The organism is Brevibacterium sp. NPDC056726, assembly GCF_042790515.1.
Classification (GTDB): domain Bacteria; phylum Actinomycetota; class Actinomycetes; order Actinomycetales; family Brevibacteriaceae; genus Brevibacterium; species Brevibacterium sanguinis.
The window spans coordinates 358679-373055 of the sequence record NZ_JBHTYZ010000003.1; the positions used below are offsets into that span (position 1 = coordinate 358679).

Genomic DNA, 14377 nt, shown 5'->3' on the forward strand with positions numbered 1-14377 from the left:
CGGCAGAGGTGCGGTGTGTCATTTGGATGCGCATTCGCAATTGCCTAGGCTCATTGCGATGACTCCTTCCGATCGTGGTTCGCAGCCGAAACAGCCCCGCCAGTCTAGCGGCAAGCTGCCTGCGCACGTTTACCGTCGGCGGAGGATCACCCTGGCGGTGCTCAGCCTCGTCGTCATCGGGCTCATCGTGCTCGGCGTCGTCGGCATCACGAAGGCGATCGGCGGTCTGTCCGATCAGGAGCCGACCGCCGCTGACGCTCCCACGAGCGCCTCGCCGACACCTCAGGCTCCGGTCCCCGACGCGCAGGCGGCCAGCGGTGCCTGCCCGCCGGACTCCGTCTCAGTGAGCGCGAAGGCCGACAAGAAGAGCTACGACGAGAACACGAAGCCGAAGTTCGAGATGGTCATCGGCAACACCCACACGGCGACCTGCCTCATCGAGGTCGGCACGAAGCAGCAGGAATTCGTCGTCGAGCAGGAAGGGGACGTCGTGTGGTCCTCGAAGTACTGCGCAGCCGACGACGATGAGAACGCCGAGGCGCCGACGGAGTTCGCACCGCAGTCCCAGAAGACCGCCCAGTTCGAATGGAACCGCGTCCGCGTCGACAAGAACTGCAACAAGGCGAGCAAGGGCTTCGAACCGGGCACGTACGATCTCATCGTCAAACTCGGCGACACAGAGAGCAAACCCGTGCCCTTCGAACTCGAGAAGGACGAGGCGACGAAGGCCAAGGAGAAGGAAGCCGCCGACAAGAAGAAGGCCGAGGAGGAGAAGAAGGCGACCGAGTCGCCGACTCCGAAGCCCACGGAGACCGAGAACTCCGACGGCTAGCCCGCTCAGACGCCGCGGTACGAGCCCACACCCCACGAATTGCCGTCGTGGTCGCGGAACGCGAACTCCCGTCCGCCGTAGGACTGCGTGGCCACCGGCCTCACAATCGCATGCCCGAGCTCGCGGATCTCACGGTAGAGCCGGTCGACCTCCCGTTCGGTGGGGACGACGACGTAGATCGCCGCCCCGCCGACGCTGTCGAGGGCCGAACCGTCATGGCGCACGGACCCGATCATCACTCCGCCGGTCTCACCGAGCGCGTATTCGGCATGGAGGACGAGGCTCGGGTCGTCCTCGTCCCGCACCGTGACGCGCTCGACGAAGCCGAGGGTGACGAGCATGGCGGTCGTCGCCGCGATGTCCGTCGTCCGCAGCGCCGGAAACACTGTCGTGGTCATCTTTCAAGCATGCCCTGTTTAGCTGCGGAAGTCTCGGATTTTCTCCCGTCCGCAGTCCGCGACATCACGCGCCGGCCACGCCGTCCGCGACATCACGCGCCGGGCGCAGCGGCCGCCCCGTCACGACCGGCGACCACCGCCCGGCCACCCGCTCACTTGTCCTTGTCGTTGAGGACGAGCTCGACCGCCTCGGCGACGTGCTCGCATTCCTTGACGACCATGCCGTCGGGGATCGAGACGTTGCGCAGCGCGCCCCGGGCGACGATCGCCCGCGTCATGCCCAACCGTGCCGCTTCGCTGAGCCGCTGGCCGAGGTTGGGCACATTGCGGATCTCACCCGAGAGGCTGATCTCGCCGATCGCGACGAACTTCGCGTAGAGGGCCCGCCCCAGTGCGGCCGAGGCCAGGGACAGGCAGATCGCCAGATCATTGGCCGGTTCGACGAGCTTGGCCCCGCCGACCGTGGCGACGAAGACATCGGACTTCGCGAACCCGGCCGCGGAGACCTTCTGGCTGAGCACGGCGATCATCATCGCCACCCGCGACGAGTCGACCCCCGACACCGAACGCCGCGTCTGACCTGCCGCGGCCTCGGTGACCAGGGACTGCACCTCGACGAGCAGCGGCCGTTTGCCCTCCTGATTGACCGTCAGGCACGTGCCCGCCGGCGTGGACCCCGATGCGCGGGAGAGGAAGAGGCCGGAGGGGTCTTCGAGGCTCTTGATCCCGTTCTCCTCCATGTCGAAGCAGCCGACCTCGTCGGTGGGACCGAACCGGTTCTTGATCGCCCGCAGCATCCGCAGCCGGGAGTGCTTCTCGCCTTCGAACGTGCACACGACGTCGACGAGGTGCTCGAGGAGGCGGGGTCCGGCGATCGTGCCGTCCTTCGTGATGTGGCCGACGAGCACGGTCGACAGGGACCGGGACTTCGCTTCCCGGATGAGGGCGGCAGCGACCTCCCTGACCTGGGTGACCCCGCCGGGCACTCCGTCGACCTCCGAGGAGGCCAGCGTCTGGATCGAGTCGACGATGAGCAGGTCGGGGTTCTCGGCTTCGATGAGGCCGAGCACGGCGCCGAGGTCGGTCTCCGCGGCCAGCAGCAGGTTCTCCTCGAGGGCGTTGATCCGGTCGGCGCGCAGTCGCACCTGGCCGGCCGACTCCTCACCGGTGACGTAGAGGACCGTCGACTCGAACTTCGCGGCGCGCGCAGCGACGTCGAGGAGGAGAGTCGACTTCCCGACTCCGGGCTCCCCGGAGAGCAGGATGACCCCGCCGGGGACGATGCCGCCGCCGAGCACTCGGTCGAACTCGTCGACGAAGGTCCGCTTCGCCACCGCAAGGGTCGTGTCCACCTCGGTGATCGACTTCGCCCCGCTCGACTTCTTCACCTTCGTCTTCACCGACGTCGAACCGGCGCCCTTCTCCTCGAGAGTGCCCCAGGCCTGGCATTCGGGGCATCGCCCCAGCCACTTCACGGTCGAGTATCCGCATTCGGTGCAGGTGAAAGACATACGGCAAGTCTGGCATGCGCCACGGACATGACGTGTGCGCCACGGACATGACGCGCACCCCACGGACATGACGTCCGGGGCAGACCTCAGTCGGCGACGGTGAGCACCCGGGGGCCGTCCTCGGTGATGGCGATCGTGTTCTCCGAATGGGCGCCGTTCGAGCCGTCGGCCACCCGCAGGGTCCACCCGTCCTGGTCGACCTTGAGCTTCTTCGACGTGAACGACCACCACGGTTCGATCGCCAGCGTCAGGCCCGGCTTGAGCACCATGCCGCGCCCGCCCTTGCCGCGGTTGGCGACGTGCGGGTCCTCGTGCATCGTGTGCCCGAGGCCGTGACCGCCGAAATCGAGGTTGACCGGGATGCGCTCGGCATCGGCGACGTCGCCGATCGCCTGGGAGATGTCGCCGAGGCGGTTGCCGGCCTGCGCGGCACCGATCCCCGCCTCGAGGCCGGCCCACGTCGAGTCGATGAGGCGCTGGTCCTCCTCGGTGCCGGTGCCCACGATGACGGAGCGGGCGGCGTCGGCGACCCAGCCGTCGATGGACACGGCGAAGTCGAGGGTGAGGAGGTCACCGTCGGCCATGACGTAGTCGTGGGGTTTGCCGTGGAGGACGCCGTCGTTGACGGAGAGGCAGATGACGTTGCGGAACGGACCCGACCCGAACGAGGGAGCATAGTCCCAGTAGCAGGACTTCGCTCCGGCCTGCTCGATGAGCGTGCGAGCTCGCTTCTCCAGGTGCATGAGGTTCATGCCGGGTTCGGCGGTCTGAGACAGTTCGGCCAGCGTGTTCGCCACGAAGCGACCGGTCACCGCCATCTTGTCGATCTCGGCGGGTGTCTTCAGCTCAATCACGGGTGCTCTCCTCTGGGGTCTGGGCTCACCGGCCAGTCTAGTTCCCCGCGCCGGCCGGCGGACCTTCCGGGTCAGGTCACCGATGCCCTGCTGCTCGACCGTGAAGTCCCCGTGGTGGCGAGGATGAACGGCAGGGTGAGCACCGCGAGTCCCAGGCAGAGCAGCGGCGGAAGGGCGCCGGCGCCGAGGCTGACTCCACCGGCCCAGGTGCCTGCGACGATGCCGGCCTGGAAGGCGATGACATAGACGGCGGAGAGCACCGTGGCCTCGACTCCGCCGAGGCGCACGACGCTCGATCCGGCATTACGAGGACAGAGGTCTGCTGGTCTCATCGCGCACGTCGACAGGGTATCGCGAACACGGCGCCGAGGCGGTCGGCACGGTTGCGCGCATCCGCCGGCTGCTCGGTGCCGGGTTCAACCTCGACGCGATCGCGGTGATGCTGCCGTGCCTCGGTGAGCACCCGGATCTGCCGATCGGCATGTGCCCGCAGGTCGCGGCCCGGATCCGGGAGAACGTCGCCCGGATCGAGACTGAGTCGGCCGATCTCGCCCGGCGCAGAAGGGCCATCGAGAAGCTCATCGCATTGCGGTGAGGGGCCGGTGACCGCCGACTGCCGCCTCAGTGGAACTCGACGCCCTGGGCCAGGGGCAGCTCGCCGGAGTAGTTGATCGTGTTCGTCGCCTGCCGCATGTAGGCCTTCCACGCATCCGAACCGGATTCGCGGCCGCCGCCGGTCTCCTTCTCACCGCCGAACGCCCCGCCGATCTCCGCACCCGAGGTGCCGATATTGACGTTGGCGATGCCGCAGTCGGAACGGGAGAGGAAGGTCTCCGCCTCGGCGAGGTCGGAGGTGAAGATCGCCGAGGACAGCCCCTGCGGCACCCCGTTGTGGAGGGCGATCGCCTCGTCGAGGTCGCTGTAGGTGACGACGTAGAGGATCGGGGCGAAGGTCTCCGACTCCATCACCGAGGTCTGCGCGGGCATCCGCACGAGCGCGGGTTCGACGTAGTGGGCGTCGGGTCGCTCCTCGGCGAAGACGCGACCGCCGCCGGTGAGCACGGTTCCCCCTTCGGCCTCTGCCTGGCCCAGCGCCGACTGCATCGCCTCAAAGGCGCCTGAGTTGATGAGCGGCCCGACGAGCACCCCATCGTCCGTGGGCGAGCCGATGCTCAGGGTCGCGTAGGCGGCGACGATCCGCTCGACGAACTCCTCGGCGATCGACTCATGGACGATGAGGCGGCGCAGGGTCGTGCACCGCTGCCCGGCGGTGCCCGCGGCGGCGAAGACGACCCCGCGCAGCGCGAGGTCGATGTCCGCGCTCGGGGTGACGATCGCGGCATTGTTGCCGCCGAGTTCGAGCAGGACGCGTCCGAAGCGCTCGGCGACGACCGGACCGACCTCACGGCCCATGCGCACCGACCCCGTCGCCGAGACCAACGCCACGCGGTCGTCGCGGACCATGGCGTCGCCGATGTCGCGACCGCCGACGAGGACGGGCACGAGACCCTCCGGTGCCCCCACCTCGGCGGCGGCCCGGGCCAGCAGCGACTGCGCCCCGAGGGCGGCGAGCACGGCGTTCTCCGAGGGCTTCCACACCACGGCGTCTCCGGCGACGAGCGCGAGGGCGGTGTTCCACGAGTACACGGCGACGGGGAAGTTGAACGCGGAGATCACGCCGACGACTCCGAGCGGATGCCACGTCTCCATGAGTCGGTGACCCGGACGTTCGCTCGGCATCGTCTTGCCCCACAGCTGGCGGGACTGGCCGAGCGCGAACTCGCAGATGTCGATCATCTCCTGGACCTCGCCGGCGGCTTCGGAGGGAGTCTTGCCGGCCTCGACGGTGACGATCTTCGCCAGCTCCTCCTTGTGCTCGGCAAGCAGCTGACCCCAGCGGCTGACGAGCCGGCCGCGGACGGGAGCGGGGACGTCCCGCCAGGTCGCGAAGGCTGCGGCTGCCTGCCCGATCTTCGCCGCGGCGGTCTGCGGGGAGTCGGCGGCGATCGTCGCGAGCACCTGCCCGGTGATCGGGGAGCGAGCGGTCAGCGTCTGCCCGCTCGTCGAGTCGGGGGCGAGCACGGCGGCGTCGACGCCGCAGGCGCGCAGCCCCTCGTCGAGGAGGGCGGCGACGGTGTCATCGGTGGGAAGAGCGGTGGCGGTGGAGGTCGTGGTCATCATGGTCCTCACTGTGTCTCAGGCGGATGGGTGTGTCAGTGGCGGATGGGTGTGTCAGTGGCGGCGGCTAGGGTGCGAGCATCGAAGCGGGAGGAAGGGGAGTCATGGTCACACGATGTTGAGCTCCTTGCGCAGGCCCGTCAGGGAGAAGCGGTCCTTGTCGAGCGGGGAGACGTCGACGAACGGGGTGCGGCCGGTGAGGAGGTCGGCGACGACCTCGCCGACGGCCGGGCCCATGAGGAACCCGTGGCCGGAGAACCCGCACGCGTAGGTGAAGCCCTCGAGTTCGCGGGCCTGCCCGATGAGCGCGTTGTGGTCGGGGGTCATCTCGTAGAGGCCCGCCCAGCCGCGTCGGATGTCGACGTCGGCGAGGTCCGGGGTGCGCCGGTCGATGAGCTCGGAGAGCCGGAACAGCCACTCCGGGTCGCGGCGGTCGTCGAACCCCCACCGGTCCTCGGCATCGGGACAGCCGAAGAGGAGTCCGGGGCCTTCGGGGTGGACGTAGTAGCTGGTGGCGAAGTCGATGGTGAACGGCATCGCGGAGGTGTCGAACGCCACGGGTTCGCTCACCATGATCTCGCGCCGCAGAGGGGTGACGGGCAGGTCGACGCCTGCCATCTCGCCGATCAGCCCCGACCAGGCGCCGGCCGCGCAGACGACCTGTGAGCACGCGATCGGGCCCGCCGTCGTCTCCACCGAGGTGATCGTCCGCTTCCCGGCGGCGCCCTTCGTGAGGATGCCGGTGACCTCGCAGGACGTGAGCACGGTGACGCCGCGGTCACGGGCGGCGCCGATGTAGCCGGCGACGACGGACTCGGGGGTGCAGTGCCCGTCACCGGGGTTGAACGCCCCGGCGACGAGACCCGCGGTGTCGACGTAGGGGGCAAGGGCTGCGACCTCGGCGACGGTGAGCATCTGCGAATCGAGGCCGAGCGACCGCTGGAGGTCGACGTTGCCGGCGAACGTGCTCGCCGCCTCGGGGGAGTCGAGGAGGAAGAGGTAGCCGTTGGAGACGAGATCGATGTCGATGCCGAAGCGCGATTCGAAGTCGCGGAGGATCTCGAGGCTGCGCACGGACAGGGCGATGTTCACCTCGTCGGAGAACTGACAGCGCACCCCGCCGGCGGCCTTCGACGTCGACCCGGACCCCGGAACGTCGCGTTCGACGAGGACGACGCTCCCTGCCCCCGCGGCGGCGAGGTTGAAGGCGATCGACGCGCCCATGACGCCGCCGCCGATGATGACCACATCTGCGTTCACACTGCACCTCAGCTGGTTCGGGGCCGACACCGTTGTCGGCTTGTCCACCATTGTGCGACCGAACACATTTAAGGACAAGGCAGAGTCTGTGAAGACTGTTTTCACGATTCCTTAAAAACCGCTAGTCTGTGCCCATGACCTGGACGCTCGGGCAGCTGCAGACGTTCGTCGTCGTCGCCGAACGCGGTTCGATGACGCGTGCCGCCGAAGCGCTGGGCTACAGCATCGGGGCGGTCTCCCAGCACATGAGCGCGCTGCGGCGCACCGTCGGCTCCGACCTCGTCATCCGCCGGGGCCGCTCGCTCGTGCTCACCGAGGCCGGCCGCACCCTGCTCCCGCGCGCCCGGAGCATCCTCGCCGCCCAGGCGCAGGCGGAGCTCGCGATGCTCGGCCGCGACTTCGAGCGCGAGGCGATCGTCACCCTCGGGGTGTTCGGGTCGACGTCGACCATCGGCCTGCCGCTCATCGTCCGTCTGCTCGCCGAGCGCCACCCCGACATCGTCGTCCGCGCCCGGGAGGTCAACGTCGAGACGATGTCGGCCGCCGTCATCGACGGTGCCATCGACCTCGGCATCGGCATCGACTACCCGGCCGTGCCGCTGCCGCCGATGCGCGGCCTGACCTGGACGACGGTGGCCGCCGAGGACTTCGGCGTCGTCACCCCGGCCGGCCGGCCGCTGCCGTCACCGGGCGAGCTCGCCGAGGCGGACTGGATCCTGCCGCCGGCGACCGATCTCTTCGGGCGGGCGATGCGGCTGGCCACCTCGGCGCTGGGGATCCAGGCGAAGGAGAGCCACATCGTCACCGACACCGCCGTCGCCCTCGCGCTCGCCGGCACCGGCCTCGGCCTCACGCTCGCGACCCCGATCATGATGTCCCTCGGCGGACCCGACGTCGCCCTTCATCCCGTCACCGGGGCCGGCGGCCGGGAGATCATCGTGCTCACCGTGCCCGCCCCGAGCGCGCCGGTGGCCGCCGTCGCCGAGGTGGTCGCCGAGGTCTTCGCATGAGCGAGCCGGAGCGGTCGCGCCTCGCAGCGGACCGGGCCGCCGCCATGAGACCGCTACAGTGAGGAGCCATGGACAGTTCACCCCGCGACCCGCACGGCAGAGTCGATGTGCACGGCGCCGGCGGCTCGTCTCACGGCACCGACGGTGATGCGCTCGACCCCGTGCTCGAAGCGATCGGCCCGCGGCTGCGGGAGACCCGGACCGCGCGGGGACTGACCCTCGCCGAGGTGGCCGAGCAGATGGATGCGTCCGTGAGCACGCTCTCCCGCCTCGAATCGGGACGGCGGCGGCCCACCCTCGACCTGCTCATCGCGCTCGCCCGCATCTACCGGGTCGCCCTCGACGACCTCGTCGGAGCGCCGTCGACGGGCGACCCGCGGATCCGCCCGACCCCGATCCGCGCTCACGGCATGGTGTTCCTGCCGCTGACCAACCGGAATGCGCCGGTCGAGGCCGTCAAGATCGTCCTGCCCGGGCACCGGCCGGGGGATCCGATCACGCAGCGAGCGCACGGCGGGTACGAATGGCTCTACGTGCTCAGTGGAACCGTCGACCTCAAACTCGGGGCCACGGTGACCACTCTGGCCACGGGGGAGGCCGCCGAATTCGACACGCGGGAACCGCACGGGATCGCCAGTGCGACCACCTCGGCGGCGGAGGTGCTCACCCTCTTCTCCGCCGAGGGAGAGCGCATCCACGTGGGCCTAGACTGAGGCGATGAGCTTCGATCACCAGTGGAACCGCATCCGCGCGAACAACCCCGACCATTCGGCGAACTACGCCCAGCGCTGGCGCAACCTCGTCGATGCCGGCCATGACATCGGGGGAGAGGCGCGCTTCGTCGATGCGATGGCGCCCCGCGGCGGACGCATCCTCGACGCCGGCTGCGGCACCGGTCGTGTCGGCGGTCTGCTCATCGGCGCCGGGCACACGGTCTACGGCGTCGACCTCGACGAGTTCCTCATCGCCGTCGCCGAGGAGGACTTCCCGCGCGGCGAGTGGCACACCGGCGACCTCGCCGACTTCGACTTCGCCGCCGCCGGGATCACGGACATCGACGTCACGGTGTGCGCCGGCAACGTGCTGGCGTTCCTCGATCCGGCGTCGCGACGCCAGACACTGACCAACATCAAGTCGACGCTCAAGCACGGCGGGCGCTTCGTCGCCGGCTTCGGGGCCGGACGCGGCTACGACTTCGCCGACTTCATCGCCGACATCGAGGCAACAGGCATGATCGTCAGCCTCAAGCTCTCGACGTGGGAGATCCACCCCTTCGAACCCGACAGCGGCTTCCTCGTGCTCATCGCCGAACGCCCGTAGGTTTTGGCGCTGGATTCTGCACCATTGCCGGTCCGCAGTCGGCCTGCTGCTCCGCGATCGTTCGCCGCGCGCTGCGCGACTGAGCGCTCCAGCGAGGTGGATTCCGCTCGATTCTTCGGTGTTTCTCGAGCCGGATCCACCTCGCTGGGAAGCACACCGCTGTGCGCCAGTCGCTTCGCTGGGCCCGGTCGCCGCGCTTCGCGGCGGCCGCACCGTCGACCGTCGCGCTGCCTCCGCGCTCCGGCCTGTTGACCACAGGCGACGTTGCTCGATAGCGTCGAAGGAGAGAGGAGTGTCGATGACCCGACTGCTGATGGTGATCCTGCCGGTGCTGGCCGGTCTGTGCTTCGTCCTCGCGACTCTGCCGGCCGGTTCCGGGTATGCGCTCTGGCTGTGGGCTCTGGGCATCGTCCTGCTCATCGTCGCCCTGCTCATCGCCGTTCGTCGCGTCCGGCGCGGCGCCCCGCGCGACTGAGCGCGACTGACCGCCGGTGCGCCAGACGCAGCCCACCTCGATGAGCGCTCGGACTCGTCAAACCACGGTGATCGTGATTGGGTGGAGACACGGCCGATCGGCCCAGGCGACCGTACCTGCAACCCGGTGCGGTCGGACCACCGTCACCACGCGCAGAGGAGAATCATGATCTTCATCGTCGTCAAGTTCGACGTCAAGCCCGAGAACGCGGAGTCCTTCCCCGAGGTGGTGCGCGACTTCACCGAGGCGACCCGCGCCGAACCCGGCAACCTCTGGTTCGAATGGTCGCGCAGCCTCGAGAAGCCCAACGAGTACGTCCTGCTCGAAGCATTCACCGACGACGGCGCCGAGCCGCATGTCACCAGCGATCACTTCGCCGCCGCGCTCGAATCGATGCGCCCGCTGCTCGCCTCGACGCCGAAGATCGTCTCCCGCAAACTCGACGGCGACGGCTGGGACGAGATGGGCGAACTCGTCATCGACTGACGAGGTCAGCTCAGCGATCGAGTTCGCTCAGCGCCTCCTCGGCGCGGGCGAGCCGATCGGCACGCGGCATCTCCCACCACTTCTCGCCCCGCTCGCCGAGGCCTTGTTTGGCCACGCCGACGCGCTCTCGAGCCGCCCGCAGCGCTGTGTCGTCGGCTGCCGTCTTCGCCGCCCGCACCGCGTTGCGAGCCCGCCCGAGGTGGCTCTTCAGCCGCTCGACGAGAGCGTCGGGAAGTGCGGGATCGGTGCGCCGCCACCGGCGTCCGCGCACGACGAGCCACTTCTCGTCCTCCGTGTACCCATCCGCATCCGTCACGATCGCAGTCTAAGCCGCGCAGTCTAGGCTGCTCGGCCGGATCACCGCGCCCGGGCTGGCTACACTGACACCATGGCGACGCGAGCACAGAACATCGAGTCCATCGAGAAGGCCCTCGGCGAGCCCTGGTCGCAGACCAGGCAGCGGCTTGAGAAAGCCGGGGGCAAGGACGCGAGCCACAAGGAACTCGCCGATGCGCTCTACCCGCAGTTCGACGGCGTCGTCGACAACCACGGCTGGTGGGTCCAGGGTGCCGTCGTCGCCTACGAGCAGGAGATCGGCCGCCGGGTTCCCGGCCAGCGCGCCGACGGCACCTTCGACGTCGCCGTCTCCCGCACCGTGACCGGACAGCGCGGAGACGTCATCGACCGCTTCGCCGCCCTCGTCGACGGCTCACTGGGCGGAGTCGACCTCGCCGGTGAGCCCCGCCCGTCGACGACGGCAAAGCGCTCGTTCTGGCGGGCCGACCTCGCCGACGGGACGAAGATCGAAGCCGCCGCCGAACCGAAGGACGACGAGCGCACGCGTCTCACCCTCACCGCCGCGAAGCTGCCGAGCGCCGAGGCGCTCGAGGAGTGGCGCGCCCACCTCAAGGACCTCATCGCCGAGGTCTGAGACGTCAGCCCGGAATGATCGGGTTCCACGTTCCGAGCACCAGCGCCGAGGCGACCGCGACGACTGCGACGACGACGGCGAGGACGAGGACGACCGCATCAGCGGTGCCGAACCTCGAGCGCCTGCGCCACGTCCTGCCCGGCCGCCCGAACGCCCGCCCCTCCATCGCCATCGCCAGGGTCGTGCCACGGCGGATCGACTGGACGAGGAGGACGAAGATGCCTGCGAAGAGACTGCGGGTGCGCCGCAGCACCGACCCGCCGGCGAGTCCTCTGGCCCGTCTGGCCATCGACAGGGTCTGCCATTCGAGGACGAGGAGTCCGAGCAGGCGACTGGCCGCGAGGATCGAGATGACGACGGTCTCGGGCAGACGCAGATGCTGGACGAGGGCATCCGAGAGGTCCCTGGGATCGATCGTCGAGGCGAGGACGACGAGCGGGATCGCCAGTGCCAGGGCGCGCACGAAGATCGCCGCAGCCGACTCCAGCGACCCGGTCGTCATGAGGATCGGACCGACGTCGACGACGGTGGCGCCCGTCTTCTCGGCGAGGATCGCCGTGCCCCACGCGGCGAGGAGCGCGCCGACCGGCAGGAACCACAGCCGTCTGAGCGCCGCCTTGAGGTCGAGGCCGGTCAGCGGCAGGGCGAGGAGTGAGAAGCCGAGGATGATCCCCGCGGAGACGACGTCGATGCTCAGCAGAGCTCCGACCATGAGGATGAGCGCGACAGCGATCTTCGTCAGCGGGTTGCAGCGCACGAGCGCCGTGCGGCGCACCACCGGGATGAGCTGACCCGGATCCTCGACGGTGACGCGCTCACGAGTCAGGGTCGTCCGCTCACTCAACGCGCTCACCCCGCAGAGGCTGCGCCGACGTGCCGAGGGTGAAGCGGCGGGCTCCAATCGCGTCGAGGAAGTCGAGGTCGTGGCTGACGGCGATGACCGCGCTGCCGTGGTCGAGGACGTCGAGGAACAGTGCGACGAGTCCCGCCCACGTCAGCGCGTCCTGCCCGAACGTCGGCTCATCGACGATGAGGACCTGGGGGCGCGGAGCGATCATCGCCGCCACCGACAGGCGACGCTTCTCCCCGCCGGAGAGACCCTGCGGGTGGGCCTCGGCGATGTCGGACAGTCCCAGCGTCTCCAGCAGGTCGGTCACCCGAGCGTCGACCTCGGCCGCCGACCAGCCGGCCAGTCGCGGACCGAGGGCGAGCTCCTCGGCGACGCTGGGTTTGAGGAACTGATGCTCGGGTTCCTGGAAGACCATGCCGATGCGCGGGGCGAGGAACTTCGAGGGCCAGGTGTACGGCCGCGCCTCCTTCGCCCCGGCGGCAAGCGGCCCCGCTGCGCGCACCTCACCGGAGAACTCGGGGATGAGGCCGGCCAGGGTCAGCGCTGTCGTCGACTTCCCGGCCCCGTTGGCGCCGACGATGCCGAGCGCCTCACCCGCCCGCACCTCGAGGTCGAGATCGGTCGCTGCGGGCACGGCTGCCCGCGGCCGGGCGACGCCCAGGCGCTCGCCGACGAGCACGGGGGACCCGAGTCGGTCCTGCGCTCCAGTTCTGCCCGGCATCGTCCAGCGGTCGGGGGCGGTGCGGGACCCGGATTCGGGCAGCCAGATCCCGGTGGTCCTGAGCACCTCGGCGAGTGCGGGGTCACCGAAGACCTCGTCCGGGGTGCCGTGGGCGACGACGCCTGTGCGGCCGAGGACGATGACGGTGTCGACCTCGTCGCTCCACAGGCTCACCCGGTGCTCGACGACGATCATCGTCGCCGCAGTGGACTCCTGGACCGTGAGGACGGCATCGCGGACCGCCCTCGCCGAGGCGGGGTCGATGTTGGCCGTCGGCTCGTCGAGGACGATCACCTCGGGTGCCATCGCGTGGATCCCGGCGAGCGCGAGGCGCTGCTTCTGGCCCCCGGACAGCGCCGCCGTCGGGTGGGACTGGGGAAGGTCGAGGCCCATGGCGGCCAGGGAGGCGTCGATCCGCGCGTCGACCACCTCGGCGGGCAGACCGAGGTTCTCCATTCCGAACGCGACATCGTCACCGATGCGGGAGAAGATCACCTGCGAATCGGGGTCCTGGAGGACGAGCCCGGTGACGCCTCGGCGGGGGTCGGGTGGGGCGTCGCCGACGAGGAGATCACCGGCTGACTCCCCGGCCTCAGTGGGAAGGACCCCGGCGATCGCATGGAGGAGCGTCGACTTACCCGCCCCCGACGGCCCCAAGAGGAGAACCTTCTCACCTGGGGCGATGTCGAGGTCGACGGGGCCGACGGCGAGGCTGTCCCGATCGGCGTGCCGCCACGAGTATCCGTGGGCGCGGATCGGCAGGCCCATCAGCGCACGCGGCCGGAGGCGAAGGAGCTCAGCGCCCCGGTCTTCGCGATCGCGCGGTAGGCGTACCAGGCGCCGATGCCGGAGATGACGACGCCGGAGATCATCGCGCACACCGCGTAGGCGAGCTGGAAGTCGAACTGCCATTCGGCGTTGTAGAGGATGTTCTCGCTCACGGCCATGAAGGTCGCGGCGACGAGTCCGGACAGCGCGGTCACCCACAGGGTGAACTTCCGGTAGCCGAAGGCGGCGAAGACGAGTTCGGCGCCGAGGCCCTGGAGGAAGCCCGACAGCAGCACGGTCGCCCCGAAGTGGGAGCCGAGGACGCCTTCGACGGCGGCGGCGAGGAGTTCGCACAGCAGCGCGGCTCCGGGTTTGCGGATGATCGCCCCGGCGAGCGGACCGGCGAGCACCCAGAGGCCGGCGATGAGGCCGATCGAGGGCGGGAAGGCCTGGAAGGCGAGCTCGATGCCCTTCCAGCTGGCGGCGAGCACCCAGAAGATCAGGCCCACGGCGATGCCGAGGACCGCGGTGACGACGTAGTCGACGACCCGCCACTTCTTCGTCGGCGGGGCCTGGGTGAATGCCGGTGCCGTCGTCGAGCGGGAACCGGGCGTGGTCGTGTTCGGCATAGCGCCTCCTCGTGTCTCAAGGAGGGGTAGAAGAGTCTCGACTTCCTTCGGCGGTGCTAGCCGCATCAGGTTCGAGGGTCTGCAGCGTCATCTGCACTCTCAGCGCCCTTGGCGGCGCTCCCCTGTCGTGTGCGCTCCACTGTACAACACCTGA

General features: G+C 69.5%; 18 protein-coding genes and 1 riboswitch. Of the genes, 8 read left to right on the forward strand and 10 right to left on the reverse strand.

What is annotated here, in order from left to right; genetic code table 11:
• The first annotated feature begins 58 nt into the window (after positions 1–58).
• Positions 59–832, forward strand: coding sequence for a hypothetical protein (locus ACFQ91_RS07905; protein ID WP_232623856.1), 774 nt, complete (start codon positions 59–61; stop codon positions 830–832).
• Positions 833–837: 5 nt separating this feature from the next.
• On the opposite strand, the gene ACFQ91_RS07910 is transcribed toward ACFQ91_RS07905, so the two are convergent.
• The 4 genes from ACFQ91_RS07910 to ACFQ91_RS07925 form a co-directional block, all read right to left on the reverse strand.
• Positions 838–1230 (reverse strand): glyoxalase/bleomycin resistance/extradiol dioxygenase family protein, encoded by a 393-nt coding sequence (locus ACFQ91_RS07910; protein WP_232623857.1) that lies wholly within the window; start codon positions 1228–1230, stop codon positions 838–840.
• Positions 1231–1382: 152 nt separating this feature from the next.
• Complete coding sequence (gene radA / locus ACFQ91_RS07915) at positions 1383–2741, reverse strand: DNA repair protein RadA (protein ID WP_198500727.1); 1359 nt, start codon at positions 2739–2741, stop codon at positions 1383–1385.
• Positions 2742–2827: 86 nt separating this feature from the next.
• Positions 2828–3595: a type I methionyl aminopeptidase gene (map, locus tag ACFQ91_RS07920; RefSeq protein WP_198500728.1), complete on the reverse strand. Its 768-nt coding sequence runs from the start codon at positions 3593–3595 to the stop codon at positions 2828–2830.
• A gap of 71 nt (positions 3596–3666) precedes the next feature.
• The gene (locus ACFQ91_RS07925) at positions 3667–3927 is read right to left on the reverse strand and encodes a hypothetical protein (RefSeq protein WP_198500729.1); all 261 of its coding nucleotides are present in this window, start codon (positions 3925–3927) and stop codon (positions 3667–3669) included.
• Between ACFQ91_RS07925 and ACFQ91_RS07930 the strand changes: the two genes are divergently transcribed.
• Positions 3918–4190, forward strand: coding sequence for a MerR family DNA-binding protein (locus ACFQ91_RS07930; RefSeq protein WP_376904145.1), 273 nt, complete (start codon positions 3918–3920; stop codon positions 4188–4190). The two genes, ACFQ91_RS07925 and ACFQ91_RS07930, sit on opposite strands and share 10 nt — an antisense overlap.
• 26 nt (positions 4191–4216) lie before the next feature.
• Here the strand turns inward: ACFQ91_RS07930 and ACFQ91_RS07935 are convergent, their stop codons facing one another.
• The gene (locus ACFQ91_RS07935) at positions 4217–5773 is read right to left on the reverse strand and encodes an aldehyde dehydrogenase family protein (protein WP_198500901.1); all 1557 of its coding nucleotides are present in this window, start codon (positions 5771–5773) and stop codon (positions 4217–4219) included.
• A 108-nt stretch (positions 5774–5881) separates the two neighbouring features.
• Complete coding sequence (locus tag ACFQ91_RS07940; RefSeq protein ID WP_232623858.1) at positions 5882–7033, reverse strand: FAD-binding oxidoreductase; 1152 nt, start codon at positions 7031–7033, stop codon at positions 5882–5884.
• Positions 7034–7167: 134 nt separating this feature from the next.
• On the opposite strand from ACFQ91_RS07940, the gene ACFQ91_RS07945 reads away from it, so the two are divergent.
• The 5 genes from ACFQ91_RS07945 (at position 7168) to ACFQ91_RS07965 (ending at position 10324) form a co-directional block, all read left to right on the forward strand.
• Positions 7168–8043 (forward strand): LysR family transcriptional regulator, encoded by an 876-nt coding sequence (locus tag ACFQ91_RS07945; RefSeq protein ID WP_198500731.1) that lies wholly within the window; start codon positions 7168–7170, stop codon positions 8041–8043.
• A 68-nt stretch (positions 8044–8111) separates the two neighbouring features.
• On the forward strand, positions 8112–8756 hold the full coding sequence (locus ACFQ91_RS07950; protein WP_198500732.1) for a helix-turn-helix domain-containing protein: 645 nt from the start codon (positions 8112–8114) through the stop codon (positions 8754–8756).
• 4 nt (positions 8757–8760) lie between these two features.
• Positions 8761–9363 (forward strand): bifunctional 2-polyprenyl-6-hydroxyphenol methylase/3-demethylubiquinol 3-O-methyltransferase UbiG, encoded by a 603-nt coding sequence (locus ACFQ91_RS07955; protein ID WP_198500733.1) that lies wholly within the window; start codon positions 8761–8763, stop codon positions 9361–9363.
• Positions 9364–9661: 298 nt separating this feature from the next.
• The gene (locus tag ACFQ91_RS07960) at positions 9662–9838 is read left to right on the forward strand and encodes a hypothetical protein (RefSeq protein ID WP_198500734.1); all 177 of its coding nucleotides are present in this window, start codon (positions 9662–9664) and stop codon (positions 9836–9838) included.
• Positions 9839–10003: 165 nt separating this feature from the next.
• Positions 10004–10324 carry a putative quinol monooxygenase gene (locus ACFQ91_RS07965; RefSeq protein ID WP_198500735.1) on the forward strand — a complete coding sequence of 107 codons (321 nt, stop codon included), beginning with the start codon at positions 10004–10006 and terminating at the stop codon, positions 10322–10324.
• A 10-nt stretch (positions 10325–10334) separates the two neighbouring features.
• Here the strand turns inward: ACFQ91_RS07965 and ACFQ91_RS07970 are convergent, their stop codons facing one another.
• Positions 10335–10640 carry a biopolymer transporter Tol gene (locus tag ACFQ91_RS07970; RefSeq protein ID WP_376871616.1) on the reverse strand — a complete coding sequence of 102 codons (306 nt, stop codon included), beginning with the start codon at positions 10638–10640 and terminating at the stop codon, positions 10335–10337.
• Between the two features lie 72 nt (positions 10641–10712).
• Here ACFQ91_RS07970 and ACFQ91_RS07975 point away from each other — a divergent pair, with 72 nt between their 5' ends.
• Positions 10713–11255, forward strand: coding sequence for a hypothetical protein (locus ACFQ91_RS07975; RefSeq protein WP_198500736.1), 543 nt, complete (start codon positions 10713–10715; stop codon positions 11253–11255).
• 4 nt (positions 11256–11259) lie between these two features.
• On the opposite strand, the gene ACFQ91_RS07980 is transcribed toward ACFQ91_RS07975, so the two are convergent.
• From ACFQ91_RS07980 to ACFQ91_RS07990, 3 genes are read right to left on the reverse strand one after another with little or no spacing between them, the layout of a single operon-like run.
• Positions 11260–12108, reverse strand: coding sequence for an energy-coupling factor transporter transmembrane protein EcfT (locus tag ACFQ91_RS07980; protein WP_232623859.1), 849 nt, complete (start codon positions 12106–12108; stop codon positions 11260–11262).
• Positions 12092–13594, reverse strand: a complete 1503-nt coding sequence (locus tag ACFQ91_RS07985) for an ABC transporter ATP-binding protein (protein WP_198500737.1) — start codon at positions 13592–13594, stop codon at positions 12092–12094. The genes ACFQ91_RS07980 and ACFQ91_RS07985 overlap by 17 nt, the downstream gene beginning before the upstream one ends.
• Positions 13594–14223, reverse strand: a complete 630-nt coding sequence (locus ACFQ91_RS07990) for an ECF transporter S component (protein WP_198500738.1) — start codon at positions 14221–14223, stop codon at positions 13594–13596. Before ACFQ91_RS07990 ends, ACFQ91_RS07985 begins: the two co-directional genes overlap by 1 nt.
• Before the next feature lie 25 nt (positions 14224–14248).
• Positions 14249–14357: riboswitch (TPP riboswitch) on the reverse strand.
• Between the last annotated feature and the right edge of the window lie 20 nt (positions 14358–14377).

Coding starts and splice junctions, on each gene's coding strand:
- ACFQ91_RS07955 (WP_198500733.1), top strand. CDS start 8,761: ATGAGCTTCGATCACCAGTGGAACCGCATCCGCGCGAACAACCCCGAC.
- ACFQ91_RS07960 (WP_198500734.1), top strand. CDS start 9,662: ATGACCCGACTGCTGATGGTGATCCTGCCGGTGCTGGCCGGTCTGTGC.
- ACFQ91_RS07905 (WP_232623856.1), top strand. CDS start 59: ATGACTCCTTCCGATCGTGGTTCGCAGCCGAAACAGCCCCGCCAGTCT.
- ACFQ91_RS07910 (WP_232623857.1), bottom strand. CDS start 1,230: ATGACCACGACAGTGTTTCCGGCGCTGCGGACGACGGACATCGCGGCG.
- ACFQ91_RS07975 (WP_198500736.1), top strand. CDS start 10,713: ATGGCGACGCGAGCACAGAACATCGAGTCCATCGAGAAGGCCCTCGGC.
- ACFQ91_RS07950 (WP_198500732.1), top strand. CDS start 8,112: ATGGACAGTTCACCCCGCGACCCGCACGGCAGAGTCGATGTGCACGGC.
- ACFQ91_RS07965 (WP_198500735.1), top strand. CDS start 10,004: ATGATCTTCATCGTCGTCAAGTTCGACGTCAAGCCCGAGAACGCGGAG.
- ACFQ91_RS07945 (WP_198500731.1), top strand. CDS start 7,168: ATGACCTGGACGCTCGGGCAGCTGCAGACGTTCGTCGTCGTCGCCGAA.
- ACFQ91_RS07985 (WP_198500737.1), bottom strand. CDS start 13,594: ATGGGCCTGCCGATCCGCGCCCACGGATACTCGTGGCGGCACGCCGAT.
- ACFQ91_RS07925 (WP_198500729.1), bottom strand. CDS start 3,927: ATGAGACCAGCAGACCTCTGTCCTCGTAATGCCGGATCGAGCGTCGTG.
- radA (WP_198500727.1), bottom strand. CDS start 2,741: ATGTCTTTCACCTGCACCGAATGCGGATACTCGACCGTGAAGTGGCTG.
- ACFQ91_RS07990 (WP_198500738.1), bottom strand. CDS start 14,223: ATGCCGAACACGACCACGCCCGGTTCCCGCTCGACGACGGCACCGGCA.
- ACFQ91_RS07935 (WP_198500901.1), bottom strand. CDS start 5,773: ATGACCACGACCTCCACCGCCACCGCTCTTCCCACCGATGACACCGTC.